A 16050-nucleotide genomic window follows, 5' to 3' on the forward strand; every position below is an offset into this window, starting at 1 on the left:
AGGTGAGCGACCATGACGCTCACCACTGACTGGGCCGAACACGCGGCCCGCCACTTCGAGCCACCCGCACGCCGCTGGACGACCCCCGGCGACCTCGCCCGGCACATCAACCCCGGCACAGTCCAGACGCCCGCGCTCGACCTCATCGACGCCGCCCTCGTCCACGCCGCGAACACCCCCGACGCCCGGCTCATCATCTCCATGCCCCCACAGGAGGGCAAGAGCACCCGCGCCGCCGGCGACTTCCCCGCCTGGGTCCTCACCCAGAACCCCGACACCCGCATCGTCACCGCGTCCTACGGGCAGTCGCTGGCCAACCGCAACGGCCGCGCCATCCGCCGCCGCATCACCAGCAACCCCGACCTCGGACTCACCCTCGCGGCCGACAACGGCGCCGCCCACGAGTGGGAGATCGACGGCCACCAAGGTGGCGTGTTCTCTGTCGGTGTCGGCGGTGGCATCACTGGCCGCGCCGCTGACCTGCTCATCATCGATGACCCCATCAAGGACCGTGCCCAGGCCGACTCCCCCACCTACCGGGAGAACGTGTGGGACTGGTGGACCGACGCCGCGTCCGCCCGCCTCGCACCCGGCGCCGCCGTCGTCCTCATCCTCACCCGGTGGCACCACGACGACCTCGCCGGCCGCCTCCTGGACCGCGACAAGGACGCCGGGTGGGTCGAGCTCAACATCCCCGCCCAGTGCGACAACCCTGACACCGACCCGTTGGGCCGGGCACAGGGCGAGTTCATGGTGTCCGCCCGTGGCCGCACCCGAGCCCAGTGGGAGCAGCGGAAGAAGACCGCCGGCATCCGCACATGGGCCTCCCTCTACCAAGGGCGCCCCACCCCGGACACCGGCAACCTCTTCCCCGCCGACCAGTGGGCCCGCTACGACCTGCCCCAGTGGATCGTCCGCTCCGACGGTGCGCACATCGTGCCCGAGGTCGGCCGCGACGAGCACACCGAGCTCGTGCAGTCCTGGGACATGGCGTTCAAGGACACCACCAGCTCCGACTACGTCGTCGGCCAGATCTGGCTGCGCCGCGGCACCCGCGCGTTCCTCCTCGACCAGGTCCGCGGCCGGTGGGGCTTCACCCAGACCGTGCAGGCCGTGAAGGACCTCACCGCGAAGTGGCCCCAAGCCACCGCCAAGCTCGTCGAGGACAAGGCCAACGGGCCCGCGGTGATGAACTCCCTGCGCGGCACCGTCGGTGGCCTCGTCCCCGTCGAACCCGAAGGGTCGAAGTACGCCCGCGCGGTCGCGATCACCCCCCTCGTCGAAGCAGACGACGTCCTCCTCCCGGACCCGCTCAAGGTCGAAGGGACCGCGTGGGTCACCGACCTCACCGAGGAGGCCAGAGACTTCCCCGGCGCCGCCCACGACGACACCGTTGACGCCGCTACCCAGGCCGTGCACCGGCTGCTCCTCGTCCCGATCCTCGACACCACGACCCACGGGGCCACCGACTTGCTCGACGACCTCGAGGACCAGCTCGACTGGGCACCGACCTACTGACCGCGATGGGGGTGACCCGCATGGCCGACACGACCACCCTCCAGACTTCCGAGCTGGCCCAGCTCGAGCACCTCGTCGAGACCCTCGAAGAGTCCCTCACCGACGCGCAGCGGATGCTCGCCGCCGAGGACCGCGGCTGGTCCCTGGCCGACGACGGCACCGTGCGGGACCGGGCCACGATCCGCGAAGAGGCGCGCCTGGGACGCACGATGGCGATCGTGGACCCGCTGATCCGGCGGGCCGTGAACCTGCGCATCGCGTACGTGTGGGGCTCCGGCGTCACCATCGGCGCCTCCGCCGGCGACGACACCGAGGGCGGCCCCAAGGGCACCCAGAACGTCAACGAGGTCGTGCAGGCGTTCCTCGACGACCAGGCGAGCACGTTCTCCTCCGCGCAGGCGTGCGAGGAGCGGGAGCGGTCCCTGATGACCGACGGCAACGTTCACCTGTCGCTGGTGACCGACCCCGTCACCGGCCGGGTACAGGTCCGCACGATCCCCGACGCGCAGATCGACGACGTCCTCACCGACCCCGAGGACGCCGAAACGCCCTGGTTCTACAAGCGGACCTGGACCCAGACCGGGCTGCAGGCCGCACGGGACCGCGCGACCGGCAAGCCGACCACCATCACCCGCACCCAGTCACGCACCGCCTACTACCCAGCCCTGGGGTTCCGCCCCAAGGCGCGGCCGCGGACCATCGACGGGCACCCCGTCATGTGGGACTGCCCGGTGCTGCACGTGCGGGTCAACCGCCCGTCCGGGTCGAAGTGGGGCACGTCCGACCTGACCTCGGCGATGGCGTGGGCTCGCGGCTACCGCGACTTCCTCACCGACTGGGCCAAGCTCGTCAAGGCCCTGTCCGCGTTCGCGTTCCGCGCGACCGCGAAGAACGCCCGCAGCGCCGCGCAAGTCCGCTCCAAGATCGCCTCCCCCGCCGAGACCGGCGTCGGTGGCACCGTCATCACCCCCGAGGGCCAGTCCTTCGAGGCCATCGGCAAGTCCGGCGCGACGATCGACTCGAACTCCGGCCGACCCCTGGCCGCGATGGTCGCCTCCGCCACCGACGTCCCCGTCACCATGCTCACCGCCGACCCCGGTGTCACCGGTGCTCGAGCGACCGCCGAGACCCTGGACAAGCCCCTCGCTCTGGTCACCATGATGCGCCGCGACCTCGCCGCCGGGACTATCACCCGGGTCCTGGACCACGTCATCGACGCCGCGATCCGCGCACCCCGCGGGCCGCTCACGGGCACGGTCACCATCGACCGGTACACCGGCGCCGAGCGCGTCATCCTGACCGGCGAGCAGTCCCGGGGCATCGTCGTGGACTGGCCGTCGCTGGAGGACGTCGACGTCAAGACGATCGTCGAAGCCATCGTGAAGGCCGACCAGACCGGGAAGATCCCGGACGAGGTCACAATCCGGCTCCTGCTCGTCGCCCTGGACGTCGACAACGCCGACGAGGTCATCGAGGGCATGCGCGACGACAACGGCGCGATCCAGCTGCCCGACGACGTCCGGGCCGCCGCGTCCGCTCTCGCCGGTGTCGGCGCGGGCCGCGGCACCACCGGCACCGAGTAGGCGCCCGTGGCCATCGACCGCGGCACGCTCGAGCTCCTCGACGGCCTCAAGATCCACATCGACGCAGCCCTCGAAGCCACCGACCGAGCCATCATCGCCGCCTGGGCCCGTGCCTGGACCGAGGTAGCCGTCGAGTGGGAAGCGGCACTGGCTGACCTGGTCGCCGCGTCTACGGATGGGCAGTGGCCCTCGCGTCGGCAGATCCTGCGGGCGCGCCGGGCACAGCAGGCGGCGGAGGTCACCGCAGCTGCCGTGCAGCGGGCCGTGGATGACCTCGGGCTGACCACTTCGCGGGCGCTGTCGAGCATGGTCCCGGACGCTGTCGAGTGGGAGCTGCGGCTGCTCGCTTCCCAGCTGCCGCCGGCCGACCCGCGCACGGCGGCGCTGGTGGCTGGTTTCGACCGGGTCGACCCCGCATCGTTGGCCGCGATCGTGGAGCGCACCATGGCCGGGGTCACTGCGGACGCGGCCCTGCTGCCGGCCTACGTGACGACGACGATCCAGTCGACGCTTGTGCGAGGTATCCAGACCGGGGCCAACCCCAACGCCGTCGCCACCGAGATGCTGCGCCGCCTGGAGGGTGCGTTCAACCTGGGCCGCGCGAGGGCACTCGTCATCGCCCACACCGAGATCCTCGACGCGCACCGCGCTGCGGCGCAGGCCGCGAACGTCGCGAACCGCACCGTGGTCGCGAAGTGGCAGTGGGTGACCACCTTCGACGAGCGCACCTGCATCGGGTGCCTGGTCATGCACGGCCGCGAGTTCCCCGTCACCGAGCCCGGCCCGCTGGGGCACCAGCAGTGCCGGTGCGCCGGCGTCCCCGTGGCGAAGTCGTGGGCCGACCTCGGCTTCGACGGCATCGACGAACCGGACGACCTGCTGCCGGATGCCCGGGCGTGGTTCGACGGGCTACCGGACGCCACCCAGGACCGCATCGCAGGGAAGCGGCGGATGGCGGGCTACCGGGACGGTGCGGTCGTCTGGGATGACCTGGTGACGCGCCGTACGAACCGGGGTTGGCGGGACTCGTTCGTCCCGAGCCCGCTCAGCCTGCTCGGCCTGTGACCTGGTCCGGTGTCGTCACCGACGTGGCGTCACAGCGGGTGCAGACGTTCGTGATGTAGGCCCCGTCGCGGGCCAGGACCATCCCGGTCGGTGCGAAGTCGTGCTCGACGCACCCGTCGCCGCCTTCGTTCCGGTCGTCAGCGCTCATCAATTGCTTCAGTAAGCGCCGCGTGCCATGCCCGGTGGCGTTCGGTCAGATCGGGTCGCGCACCTATCCGAGCACCACAGGCGAGGCAATCCAATCCTGAACCGGTGTTGTCGAAGCCGAGGAGCCACTCCGGCTTGTCTTTCCGGCTCATGTCCTCGTTGTACCTGGCGACGCCCTTGTACGTCTTCATCTCTCCACCATGCCACGCCCTCAGGAGGTCACGCCATGCCCCAGCGCCTCACCGAGTCGCACACGCTCACCGTCCGCGAGTCCACCAGCGACAAGCCCGCACGGCTCCAGCTGCAACTCATCGACGAAGGCTGGGGATCCAGCGGCTACTACTCCAGCAAGGTCCTGGAGAACGCCGCCACCGCCAAGGTCTTCGCCAAGGGCACCAAGCTGTTCTTCGACCACCCCGGCGAGACCGAACGCCACGACCGGCCCGAACGGTCCGTCCGCGACCTCGCCGCAGTGCTCGCCGAGGACGCCACCTACGACCCCGATCGCAAGGGCCTGGTCGGTGAAGCCACCATCGTCGGCCCCTACCGCGACCTGCTCACCGACGAGACCTTCCTCGACTCCATCGGCATGTCCATCGCCGCATACGCCGACACCACCATCGGTGAGGCACAGGGCCGCAAGGGCACCATCGTCACCAACCTCACCGAGGCCTTCTCTGTCGACTTCGTGACCTTCCCCGGCCGCGGCGGCAAGGTCCTGTCGGTGCTGGAGTCGGCCCGCGCCGGCCGCGTGTCCGAGGCGTCCACCGAGGACACCCGCCGCGCCCTCATCGACGCCCTGCGCGGCGCGTACGGCGCCGAGGACACGTGGGTGTGGGTGCAGGATTTCGACCCCGACCAGTCGCTGGTGTGGTTCACGGTCGAGTCCCCCGACGACTGGTCCACCTTCCAGCAGGGCTACAGCACCGACGACGCCGGGGCCGTGACCCTGGCCGACGGCGACCCCACGCAGGTGCGAGCCCGCACCGAGTACGTCCCCGTCACCACCACGGACGCCGCCGAGGCGTCCCCCAAGCCCCCGGTCGCCCCGGCCGGGTCCACCCCCACCCATGAGTCCCCCAAGGAGGACACCATGCCCCAGATCGAGGAGGGCCGCCTGGCCCAGCTCGAGGCGGACGCCGGCCGGGTGCAGACGCTCGAGTCCGAGCGCGACGCAGCCACCACCGAGCGTGACGAGGCCCGCGAGGCCCTCGCCGCCCGCGACCGCACCGACCAGGCGCGGACCATCATCACCACCCAGGCCCGCGAGGCCGGCGTGGCCTTCACCGCCATGGAGGAGCGCGGCCTGCTCGCGGGCCTCCCGGTCAAGGACGGCGCGCTCGACGAGTCCGCCTACACCGACACCGTCAAGGAGGCCGCCGCCGAGGTGGCCAAGGCCGCCGGTGCCGGCACGGTCCGCGGCTTCGGCCAGACGGTCGACGAGACCGACACCACCAACACCGTCACCGCCGAGGAGTCCCGGGCCACCGTGCTCGGCGCGTTCGGCATGAGCCCGAAGGGGGCCTGACATGCGCAACGAGTACATGCGTCCCGCGAACGAGCTGTCGCTGCCCGTCGTGGAGGGCACCGTCTCCGACGACCCCGTCCGCGTCGGCGTTTTCAACGGTGTCGCCGCGACCGACCGTGGTGCGGGCGGCAACGCCTCCACCCACGCCTCGGTCGTGACCGACGCCCGCGCCTACTCCTACGAGGTCGACGGCGCGATCACCGGCCCCGGCGACGCGGTCTACCTGACCGCCCGCTCCGGGTCCACCGCCCCCGTCCTGTCCACCACCGGCGAAGGCGACCCGTGGGGCTACACCGTCCCCAAGGCCGGCGAGTCCGGTGCCCGCGCCGCCACCTCCGGTGTCGCCGTCGTCCGCCCCGCCCAGGTCTGAGGAGGCCACCACCATGCCCAGCACCATCGCACGCCTGGCCGAGTCCCTCGGGGTCGACGACCAGCGCCTCGCCGGGGTCATGCCCCGGCGCATGTCCGAGGCCGACGTGGCCGACACCGCCCGCCTGCTCCACCTGGCGTGGAACGGCGACGAGCGCGGCAAGCTCGCCGTCAACGAGGCGCTCACCACGTCCGACCTGTTCCGGTCCGCCACCGGTGAGGTCCTCGCCGTCGCGATCCTCGCGGCGTACGAGGAGATGCCGACCCAGTGGACCAAGACCCACGCCCGCACCACCCTGCCGGACTTCCGGCCGAAGAAGCTGCGCGACTTGGCCGGTGCCCGCACCGCGCTGCCGAAGGTCCCGGAGCACACCAACTACCCGGAGGCGCTGTACGCCATCCGGGAGTCGGAGATCTCGGTCGGCAAGTTCGGTGAGCAGTTCGGCTACTCCTTCGAGGCCCGCGTCAACGACCAGCTCGGTGAGCTGCGGCTGGTGCCGCAGTCCTGGGCGGGCAAGGCGCGGCGTACCGAGGACCTGGAGTCCCTGCGGACCCTGGCCGACCCGCTGACCGGCGCCCCGAACACGGCGTTCTTCAACGGCGGCAACGGCAACCTCGGGACCGGTGCGCTGACGCAGGAGAACCTGCAGACCGCGGTCACCGGTGTGCGCACCAAGCGCGACACCGACGGCAACCTGCTCTACCCGGGGCAGCTGCAGCTCGTGGTCGGCCCGGCCCTGCAGTTCACCGCGCAGCGGATCCTGAACACCCAGGAGATCCGCACCACCGAGGGCGGTGTCACGGTCATCGAGACCAACCCGTTCCGTGACCTCACCCTCACGGTGCGCGACGACCTGCCGGGGTCGGCGTGGTTCATCCTGCCGGTGCCGTCCTCGCCGCGGCCGGCGTTCTACCAGGGGTTCCTCATCGGTCACGAGACCCCGGACACCCGCTACCGGGCGGACCAGGGCAACTCCCAGGGCGGGTCCCCGCTCGGGGCCGACGCGGGGTCGTTCGACGACGACACCATCTACTGGCGCACCCGGCACATCACCGGTGCCGCGCCGGGCGACCCGGTGTTCGCCTACGCCTCGGACGGGAGCTGATCGGTCATGGCGAAGACGTACAAGAGCGACGAGTTCGTCGACGCGGTCCGTGTCAGCGACGGCGAGGCCGTGTCGGTCCCGAAGTCGTGGCTGGCCAAGGGCTCGGCCTACTCCTCGGGCTTCACGAAGCCGGAGGCGGCGAAGGACCCCGAGCCGCAGGAGGTGCAGATCCCGGACGGTGACCCGTCCGAGGACTGGAAGGGCGAGCAGCTCAAGGCCTACGCCGAGAAGCACGGCGTCGACCTGGCCGGCGCGACCGTGAAGGCGGCGATGGTCGAGGCCATCGCGAAGGCCAAGGGCTCCGAGCAGTCCTGACCGAAGACCACCCCGCCTGACCCGGCACCCCCAGCGGGTCGGGCGGGGTGGCACCCAGCTGGGCGCGTGCGCCCCGGCGGGTGCTCACGTAGAGGCGTCAACGTGCGTCCGGGCACGAAGTCCACGCATCGCGATCACGCACGAAGGCCGCTTGGCGGGAAGCACATCAAGTCCCGGTCCTTTCGCCCGCTGTAGCAGCGCGCCCTGCGCCCCACGACGTGAGCACCCACCAGGAGGTACGAACCATGAGCACCCCCTCCCCCGACAACACCGAGCAGGTCGGGCAGGTCCGCCACCTCATCGCCGACCTCATGCTGGGCGACGACCAGGTCTTCGACGACGACGAGATCGACACCTATCTCGCTCTCAACGACGGCAACGTCCGCCGCGCGGCCGCCGACGCCCTCGACGCGATCGCCGTGTCCGAGCTGCTCGTGTCCAAGGTCATCCGCACCCAGGACCTGCAGACTGACGGCGCGAAGGTCGCCGCTGAGCTGCGGGCCCGCGCGAAGGACCTGCGAGACCGCGCAGACGCCGTCGACGACCAGGCCGACTGGTTCGGGTTCGACGTCGCCTACCCGCCCCTGTCAGGCAGGTCTGGTCCCGAGCACACCAACCCGCTCGTGACGGGCCTGTAGGTCATGCCGCTGCGCTCGACGCGCATCATCCCCACCGGGTGGTCCGCGCACCACCAGCGGCCCATGGTCACGTCCATGAACGCGGCCGTCGCGATCACCGACCCCTCGCGCTCCACCCCCGGCCAGTTCGACCCGGGCACGGGCGGCTACGGCCCCGGGCAGCCCCACTACGTGGCCGGCGGCCCCGAAGACGAGCGCGCGGACTGGCGTGAGGGTGTGCCGTGCCGCCTGCAGGCGCTGGACTCCGACGCGCAGACGCTGCACGTGACGCAGCAGATCATCACCCGCCAGTACCTGCTCCAGCTGCCCGCGGACGTCCCTGACGTCCAGGTCGGGCACGAGGTCACCGTCCGGTCCGCGACGAACGACGTCCACCTCGTGGGCGCGGTCATGTTCGTCATCGACGAGCAGCACGGCTCGGAACGGTTCACCCGCGACCTCATCCTCGAGCACAACCAGCAACGCACCCTGGAGGGCTGACACGTGGCCGCCGGCGACCCTCTGCGCAAGATCTCCGCTGACCTCAAGGGCGAGACCAAGCGCGTCGGTGCGCGCGGTGCCGCGGTGGTCCGCAAGACCGCGACAGCGATCACCCGCGACGCCCGCCTCATGGCCCCCGTCGGCACCCCAGAGTCCACAGGCAAGCCGGGGTACGTAGGCGGCAACCTCCGCGCCTCCATCAGCAGCACCATCACCGGAGACGGCCGCAACGGGCGCATGTCCGCCGAGATCGGCCCCACCGCCCACTACGGCCGCTACGTCGAGCAAGGCACCTCCCGCATGGCCCCGCAGCCCTACCTCTTCCCCGCCGCCGACCGTCACGAAGCGAGCTTCATCGCCGCCATGGCCCAGGCCGCCGAGCCCAAGCTCTGAGACAGGGGGTCGCCACCGTGCCGATGCCCACCGACGAGGACCTGCACGCCGCGCTCCTGGTCCTGCTCGCCCCCATCACCCGCAACCTGCACCAGCGGCTCGGGAAGACCACCGAGACGAAGGTGGTCAACGCCGAGGGCATCGACCTGCACGACGGGCACGTCTTCGCCGTCGCGCATGGCCCCGACGGCACCGCGCTGCCCTACATGGTCCTGTGGCCCACCGCCACCACCGGGCAGCACACCCGCCTCGCCGGTGGCCGATCCATGGGCCGGTGGGGCTTCCAGCTCACCGTCGCCGCCGGGTCCCCCGCGGGTGTCCGGTGGGCCCTCGGGCGGCTCGCGCCGGTGACCGCCCGGGCCCGGCTGGTCCCCGGCCATACCGGGCTCCTGACGCCGTACTTCGACCAGGTGCAGATCGCACCGGACGAGGACGTCGACCCCATCCGGTGGTCCGCCGCGCTGCGGTACGAGACCACCGTCCACTGAACCACCAGCCCCCACTGGCTGGTTGCCCCGTCACCCAACCCGCCACCAACGCCCCGAGGAGGGCCACCACATGGCACAGGACAGCAAGCCCGCGTACGGGCGTGTGCGCGTCACGCTCCCCAACGGGGCGGAGACGACCGTCTCCCGCGCATACGCCACCCGCCACAAGCTCCCGATCCACGAGAGCAAGGCCGCGACCGACAGCTTCGGCCGCACCGTCCGCGCGAAGCAGCGCACCGACAAGGCAGGAAACCCCACCCCGCAGGCCAACACCAGCGGCGAGAAGAAGGAGGCCGGCAAGTGAGCCAGACGACCCTCGAGATCCCGCAGGGCGTGCCCTCCGACGGCACCGTCCGCGTCGACTTCATCCCCGCCGGCGGCATCGCCGCGGAGGGCCTCGCCGCGACTCTCGCCGAGGTCGACGGCGCGACTGCGGAGATGATCGGCTGCCACATGTTCGGCATCGGCATGGGCGCCAACACGGAGCGCAAGGAGAAGCGGCGCCTGTGCTCGAAGTACAAGTACGAGCTGCTCGGCGCGACGACCTACACCATCGACGCGCTGCAGTACATCTACGACGTCCAGAACGACGGGTCCGAGGCCAACCGCGCCTACGAGGCCCTGTCCTCCGACGGTGACGCCTCCGGGTACCTCGTCGTCCGCTGGGGCATGGACGCCGCCGAGCCGCTCGCCGAGGGCCAGATCGTCGACATCTTCGCGGTGCGCCTCGGCGTGCAGGTGAAGATGGCGCCCGAGGAGAACGACGAGCTGCAGGTCACGCAGGAGGTCGTCGTGCAGAACCAGCGCATCGACTACGTCCTGCCCGCTGCCTGACCGGCTCCCACAACCCCTCCCGGCCCCGTGATCTGACGGGGCCTCGGGGCCGGGAGGCCCAGCCGCACGACCACCGCCCCGTCACCACCCGTCGCCCCACAGGAGGCACCGTCATGCCCAAGCAGAACCGCGTCAGCGGCAGCAGCCGTCCCAGTCCAGCCGCGAGCACCCCGGGTGCCGCGTTCCGCAAGGACGTGCAGCAGCCCACCGCCAAGACCAAGGACGACGCCCCGGAGTTCGACCCGACCCGGCCCGCGACGTTCGACCTCCCCGGGTTCATCTCCGGCGCCAAGTCGCACACGAACACTCGGATCATGCCCGTCACCTCTCGGCCTGACATCGCGGGCGAACTCGCCGCTCTCACCTATGAGCAGGACCAACTCGTCGCGTTGATCGAGGAGGACAAGGCCTCCGAGGGTGGCACCCCCAAGCGGCTGTCCGCCAAGTCCATCCGCGCCCGCCGAATCGACGAGATCAAGGCCCGCATCGCTGAGTTGGAGCCGGAGCTCGACGGCACCTGGGTCGAGATCAAACTCAGGGCCTCGACCGCCGGCGAACAGACCGCTGTCCGCCTGTTGCGCCTCCCTCCGGGGATTGAAGTGGCTGGTGCAGTGTTCGAGGACGCCGCGACGATTCGCCCCGCAGGGGAGGGGGATGACGCGTGGTCGTCACTGACCGCTGAGCAGTGGGTCGACCTCATCGAGGTCATCGGCATCGAGCAGTACGAGACCCTCGACAAGACGCACACGTCGCTCACCTACCAGGGTGTGACGCCGGATTTCTACGAGCGGTACTCAGCATCCCGAGGAACCAGGACCACCTCCTCGAGCTGAGGACCGCCGCCAAGCTGCAGATCCCCGTCTCGGAGTTCCGGGGCGGGGAACGTGGCGCCCCGTGGACCGAGAAAGACCGGCTGCTGGCGATGGGCCTGGAGGCCTACGAACGGGACCTGTGCCCCGGGTGCGGGTGGCCACGCACCTACACGATGCACGCCCAGGCGAAACACCACTGGCAGGCGACGAAGGCCATCCGGTGCCACGGGTGCACGCCCAAGCTCGCGGCCGAGGACGCCCACGCCAAGGACAAGGCCTCACGCCCGGGCGCGTACTTCGGTGCCCAACCGGACGACGGCATGGTCCACGCGATGGCCAACCCGGTCCTGACGTACGAGGACGACGACGCCCGGTGGATCACCGGCGCGTCCGGACTGACCTACCCACCCCGTGCAGCCCTGACTGACCCTCCCGACGACTGACCCCCACGCCGAGGAGGTGACCAGGTGACGACACGCACCGTCCGCGTCATTCTCGAAGGCGCAGATAGAGGCCTCACCAAGACGTTCTCCGCCGCAGGGGACGCCGCCGACCGCGCCGCCGGCAGGGTCGACCGGCTCGGTGCCTCGATCGACAAGAACGAGCAGGCCTACCAGCGTGCCGGGACAGCCCTGGCCACGTTCGGTGCCGTCACCACGGGCGCCCTCGTCGGGTCCGCAGCCGCCGCGGTGTCCTGGCAGTCCGACTTCGCCGGTGTCCGCAAGACCGTCGACGACAACGCCGCCGGGTACGCCGCTCTCTCCGACGAGCTGCGCGGCATGGCCCGTGAGCTGCCCGCCGCCCAGGGCGAGATCGCCGGCGTCGCGGAGGCCGCCGGCCAGCTGGGCGTGAAGAGGGACGACATCACCGGCTTCACCCGGACCATGATCGACCTCGGGGAGACGACGAACCTGTCGGCGAACGACGCCGCGACCGGGCTTGCCCGGTTCTCCAACATCATGGGCACCACCACGGACCAGGCGTCCAACCTGGGGTCCTCGATCGTCGAGCTCGGCAACAACTACGCCACCACCGAGGCCGAGATCCTCCAGATGGGTCTGCGCCTCGCTGGCGCCGGCCGCCAGGCGAAGCTGTCCGAGGGCGAAGTCCTCGGCCTGGCCACCGCCTTGTCATCGGTCGGTATCGAAGCGGAGGCCGGCGGTACCGCGTTCTCCCGTGTGCTCATCGAGATGGGCACCTCGGTCGACACCCAGGACGCCAAGCTGCAGACCTTCGCCGAGACCGCAGGCATGTCCGCGGCCGAGTTCTCCACCGCCTGGCGCGACGACGCCGGCGGGGCCATCACCGCGTTCATCAGCGGCCTCGGCCAGATGGAGGCCTCCGGGCAGTCGGTGCAGCCTGTCCTCGACGAGCTCGGCATGACCGACATCCGCGTCGGTGACGCCCTGCGCCGCGCCGCCGCGGGGTCGGACATCTTCACCGACGCCATGACCACCGGCAACACCGCCTTCGCCGAGAACACCGCGCTCGCGGATGAGGCCGCCCAACGGTACGACACGGTCGCGTCCCGGCTGCAGGTGCTGCGCAACAACGCGGTCGACGCGGCGATCTCCCTCGGTGACACGTTCCTGCCGGTCCTCAACGCTGTCGCCCTTCTCGGCGCTGACGCGCTCGGCGCGATCAGCGACCTGCCCCAGCCCTTGCAGGAGCTCGTCTCCTGGGGCGGCGCCGCAGTGGGCACCACGTCGCTGCTGGCCGGCGGGTTCCTGCTCCTCGCGCCACGGGCCCTGGAGACGGGCCGTGCACTGCGTCAGCTGGGCATCATCGGTCCGCGGGCCGCCACCGGCCTCAAGTCCCTCACGGGGCTGCTCATGGGCCCGTGGGGTATCGCACTCGCCGCTGGTGCCACAGCCCTGACGATCTGGGCGGGCAAGCAGGCTGAGGCCCGGCAGCGGGTCGAGGAGCTGCGGACGACCCTGGACGAGCAGACCGGTGCCATCACCGAGAACACCACGGCCATGCTCACCGCCCAGCTGGAGCAGGACGGCCACCTGGAGTACTACCAGTCCCTCGGTGGTGACGTCCGGGACATCACGGCTGCACTGGAGGGTGAGACGGGCGCACGGGAGCGGGTCATCGCTCTGCTGGGTGAGCAGTCGCGCAGCGTGCAGACCGTCAGTGGCACCACGGAACGTCAGGACGGTGCAGCCCGGTCTCTCACGGGGACGCTGGAGCGGATGTGGGGCGAGACCGAGCGCGCCACCGAAGCGCAGCAGCGGCTCAACGAGGCCCAGGGCGCCGGCGAGGTCACCACCGAGCAGTTGGAGGTCCAGTCCCGCCGGATGCAGGCACAGGCCGACGCCTACACCGCGTCGCAGGAGGGCGCGACGAAGGCCCTGCAGAATTGGATTCCGTACTCCCAGGCAGCGATGGAGAACGGCGAGGAAGCCGCCCAGGCATACCTCGATCTGCGCGAGCAGATCACCGGGGTGTCCGACGCGATGGTGGACGGCTCCGGAGCACTGGCCACGGTCAACACCGAGACCCAGGAGTGGGCACAGGCCCAGGCCGACGCCACCGAGACGGCTGACGACTCCTGGGAGGACTTCTGGGACGGCCAGACCGTCAGCATCGACAAGTGGATCGCTGAGCTGGAGCGCCAGCAGGAGGCGCAGCTGGGCTGGCAGGAGAACATGGTCGCCCTGTCCCGGGTGGCCAGCCAGGGCGTCATCGACGAGTTCCAGCGGATGGGCGTCGAGGGTGCACCGCTGCTCGCCGAGGCGCTGGAGGACCCTGCCGCGCTGGCCCGGATCGAGGGCGCCGTCGGCAACCAGGCGAACGCCATCGTTGGTGCCTACGCCGACACCATGATCGACGGGATCCCCGTCCTGCAGGCCGTTGCCGCCCGCTGGGGCACCGACATGGCCGACCAGGTGCAGGCGGAGCTGCTGGCCGGGGAGACCACGGCCGCCGAGGTAGTCCGGCAGTACGACCTCGGCGCCACGGTCGAGGTGGTGGGCGACCTCAACCCCTACGACGCCCAGGTGGCGCAAGCCATCGCGTTCGTCAACGACTCGTTCGCCACCTCGGAGATCCGGGGCGACGCCACCGAGCACGGTGCCACCCTCGGGCTGGCCCTGGGTGCGACCAACGACTCCGAGGCGACCTCGGATATCTTGGGCAACCACCAGAGCTACATCGACGAGCTGAACTCCGCGCTGGGCATCACGGGCCGCTCCGCCGCGACCGCCGACATCCTCGGCGAGAACGTTCCGTTCATGGGGTCGCTGTCCTTCGCTCTGGGAGCAGCGAACGCTGCCTACGGAGAGGCCAGGGTCGGGGCGAACACGAACCCCTTCTACGGCGACGTCAACGGCGCGCTCGGCTGGGCGTCCATGCAGTGGGCCACGGTCAACATCCAGGCCCAACTTCGCGGCGGCATCGTCGGCCTCGGTGCAGCGGTCGTCGCCGCCTCCGGTGGACGCGCCAACGGCGGCCCGATCGTGGAGTACAGGGCTCTCGGCGGGCCAGTGCACGGCCCAGGAGGCCCGACGGACGACCTCGTTCCCGCGATGGCCGGGCGCACCCCCTACGCCCTGTCCAACGGTGAGTTCGTCCACCGGACCGCGTCGGTGGACCACTACGGGCTGGGCCTCATGCACGCCATCAACGAGCAGCGCATCGACAAGATGGCGCTCCTGGGCGCGCTGAAGCGAGCAGACGGCGGATCCGTCCAGGACTACCGCCACACCGCGATGGCTCCTCGGCTTACGACCCTGGCCCCGTCGTACCGGCCCACCCCTTCTCAGTCGGCCGACATGTCAGGTATCACCTCGCAGATCGCTGCCCTGGGTGACCGGGTCGCGTCGCTAGCGGAATCCGTTTCCGACCGCCCGGCACAGCTCGTTGTTGACCGCCGCGTGATGGCAGAGGTCGTGTCCGCCTCTCGCTCCTACTCGAAGGACAGGGGTGGTCGCTGATGTTCCTTGTGGGCACAGGCGCCGGCGCGCTGCAGCTGGAGTGCGCGACGGACGTGTCAGCAACCACAGTCCGTGGTTCGTCGGAGCGGGTGACGCTGGCGGGGGTCCGGAAGATGCAGGTGGCGCCGCGCTCTCTGCGCACGGTGCCGGTGTCATGGGATGCGCGGACGCCGACTGAGCTGGGTTCCTTGCTCGACCTCGTCGAGGGCGTATGGGGGCCGGGGCCGTTCCGGTTCGTCACCGACTTGGCGGCGGTCACGAGCGTGCTGCTGCCGCGTGAGGCAAATTTGATGCCCGGGTTCTTCACGTCGTCGGCCGCGGTCGAGGGTGGCCCTGTCGTTCTGGCTGACGGGTCTCTGTCGCCGCGGTCGCTGCTCATCACCGATGGCATCGCCTACATGGGTACGCCGGCCACTCTGCCGGTACTGCCTGGGTCCCGGGTGACGGTCTCTACCTATGCCCAGGGGTCGGGGGTGCTCCAGCTGGCCGCCTACGCCGCGGATAAGACGCGGGGGAGCAACCTGACCGCATCGGTGGCCCCCGAGGTGCCGATGGCACCGGTGTCGGCCACCTGGTCTGTGCCCGACGACATCCACTGGATAACCCCGGGTGTCTCCGGCTTCGCGCGTGTGGCTCGCCCCGCGGTCTCTTTCACCGACGGCCCCGTGGGATGGAGCCCGGGTGAGGGCATCGTCGGTGTGCTCACTGGCATGGATCGGTCCGCACTGCGGGCCGAGCCGCAGCAGGGCCGCCAGCACCTCAGTGGCTCCGCGTCGATCGTCGAGCTCGGGTCCCGCTGATGCAGACGATTGCTGGGTGGTCCACGGCCGCCG

General features: G+C 70.8%; 18 protein-coding genes. 17 read left to right on the plus strand and 1 reads right to left on the minus strand.

Annotated features, from left to right (window positions below):
* Window positions 1–12 precede the first annotated feature (12 nt).
* The 3 genes from terL to ACI3EY_RS07975 are packed head-to-tail and all read left to right on the plus strand — an operon-like array spanning window position 13 to window position 4166.
* The gene (gene terL, locus ACI3EY_RS07965) at window positions 13–1518 is read left to right on the plus strand and encodes a phage terminase large subunit (RefSeq protein WP_405040057.1); all 1506 of its coding nucleotides are present in this window, start codon (window positions 13–15) and stop codon (window positions 1516–1518) included.
* Window positions 1519–1538: 20 nt separating this feature from the next.
* The gene (locus ACI3EY_RS07970; RefSeq protein WP_405040058.1) at window positions 1539–3101 is read left to right on the plus strand and encodes a hypothetical protein; all 1563 of its coding nucleotides are present in this window, start codon (window positions 1539–1541) and stop codon (window positions 3099–3101) included.
* Between the two features lie 6 nt (window positions 3102–3107).
* Window positions 3108–4166, plus strand: coding sequence for a phage minor head protein (locus tag ACI3EY_RS07975; protein WP_405040059.1), 1059 nt, complete (start codon window positions 3108–3110; stop codon window positions 4164–4166).
* Between the two features lie 137 nt (window positions 4167–4303).
* On the opposite strand, the gene ACI3EY_RS07980 is transcribed toward ACI3EY_RS07975, so the two are convergent.
* Window positions 4304–4504 (minus strand): hypothetical protein, encoded by a 201-nt coding sequence (locus ACI3EY_RS07980; RefSeq protein WP_405040060.1) that lies wholly within the window; start codon window positions 4502–4504, stop codon window positions 4304–4306.
* A 35-nt stretch (window positions 4505–4539) separates the two neighbouring features.
* On the opposite strand from ACI3EY_RS07980, the gene ACI3EY_RS07985 reads away from it, so the two are divergent.
* The 14 genes from ACI3EY_RS07985 (at window position 4540) to ACI3EY_RS08050 (ending at window position 16017) form a co-directional block, all read left to right on the plus strand.
* Window positions 4540–5841, plus strand: coding sequence for a hypothetical protein (locus tag ACI3EY_RS07985; RefSeq protein ID WP_405040061.1), 1302 nt, complete (start codon window positions 4540–4542; stop codon window positions 5839–5841).
* A 1-nt stretch (window position 5842) separates the two neighbouring features.
* Entirely contained in the window at window positions 5843–6211 is a 369-nt protein-coding gene (locus ACI3EY_RS07990; protein WP_405040062.1) for a capsid cement protein, read from the plus strand.
* Between the two features lie 13 nt (window positions 6212–6224).
* Window positions 6225–7316, plus strand: coding sequence for a phage major capsid protein (locus tag ACI3EY_RS07995; RefSeq protein ID WP_405040063.1), 1092 nt, complete (start codon window positions 6225–6227; stop codon window positions 7314–7316).
* 6 nt (window positions 7317–7322) lie between these two features.
* Entirely contained in the window at window positions 7323–7631 is a 309-nt protein-coding gene (locus tag ACI3EY_RS08000) for a hypothetical protein (protein WP_405040064.1), read from the plus strand.
* 245 nt (window positions 7632–7876) lie between these two features.
* A complete protein-coding gene (locus ACI3EY_RS08005; protein WP_405040065.1) occupies window positions 7877–8269 on the plus strand; it encodes a hypothetical protein in 393 nt (130 codons plus the stop codon).
* A gap of 75 nt (window positions 8270–8344) precedes the next feature.
* Window positions 8345–8749: a DUF6093 family protein gene (locus ACI3EY_RS08010; RefSeq protein WP_405040066.1), complete on the plus strand. Its 405-nt coding sequence runs from the start codon at window positions 8345–8347 to the stop codon at window positions 8747–8749.
* A 3-nt stretch (window positions 8750–8752) separates the two neighbouring features.
* Window positions 8753–9142, plus strand: a complete 390-nt coding sequence (locus ACI3EY_RS08015; RefSeq protein ID WP_405040067.1) for an HK97-gp10 family putative phage morphogenesis protein — start codon at window positions 8753–8755, stop codon at window positions 9140–9142.
* A gap of 17 nt (window positions 9143–9159) precedes the next feature.
* Window positions 9160–9630, plus strand: coding sequence for a hypothetical protein (locus tag ACI3EY_RS08020; RefSeq protein WP_405040068.1), 471 nt, complete (start codon window positions 9160–9162; stop codon window positions 9628–9630).
* A gap of 70 nt (window positions 9631–9700) precedes the next feature.
* Window positions 9701–9934 (plus strand): hypothetical protein, encoded by a 234-nt coding sequence (locus ACI3EY_RS08025; RefSeq protein WP_405040069.1) that lies wholly within the window; start codon window positions 9701–9703, stop codon window positions 9932–9934.
* Complete coding sequence (locus ACI3EY_RS08030; protein ID WP_405040070.1) at window positions 9931–10464, plus strand: phage tail tube protein; 534 nt, start codon at window positions 9931–9933, stop codon at window positions 10462–10464. The genes ACI3EY_RS08025 and ACI3EY_RS08030 overlap by 4 nt, the downstream gene beginning before the upstream one ends.
* Window positions 10465–10577: 113 nt before the next feature.
* Entirely contained in the window at window positions 10578–11297 is a 720-nt protein-coding gene (locus ACI3EY_RS08035; RefSeq protein WP_405040071.1) for a hypothetical protein, read from the plus strand.
* Between the two features lie 89 nt (window positions 11298–11386).
* The gene (locus ACI3EY_RS08040) at window positions 11387–11719 is read left to right on the plus strand and encodes a hypothetical protein (protein ID WP_405040072.1); all 333 of its coding nucleotides are present in this window, start codon (window positions 11387–11389) and stop codon (window positions 11717–11719) included.
* Between the two features lie 24 nt (window positions 11720–11743).
* Window positions 11744–15217, plus strand: a complete 3474-nt coding sequence (locus ACI3EY_RS08045; RefSeq protein WP_405040073.1) for a phage tail tape measure protein — start codon at window positions 11744–11746, stop codon at window positions 15215–15217.
* Window positions 15217–16017: a hypothetical protein gene (locus tag ACI3EY_RS08050; RefSeq protein ID WP_405040074.1), complete on the plus strand. Its 801-nt coding sequence runs from the start codon at window positions 15217–15219 to the stop codon at window positions 16015–16017. The genes ACI3EY_RS08045 and ACI3EY_RS08050 overlap by 1 nt, the downstream gene beginning before the upstream one ends.
* The last annotated feature ends 33 nt before the right edge of the window (window positions 16018–16050 follow it).

It is taken from the genome of Serinicoccus shuyuelongi, from assembly GCF_045032955.1.
In the GTDB taxonomy this organism is placed as follows: domain Bacteria; phylum Actinomycetota; class Actinomycetes; order Actinomycetales; family Dermatophilaceae; genus Ornithinicoccus.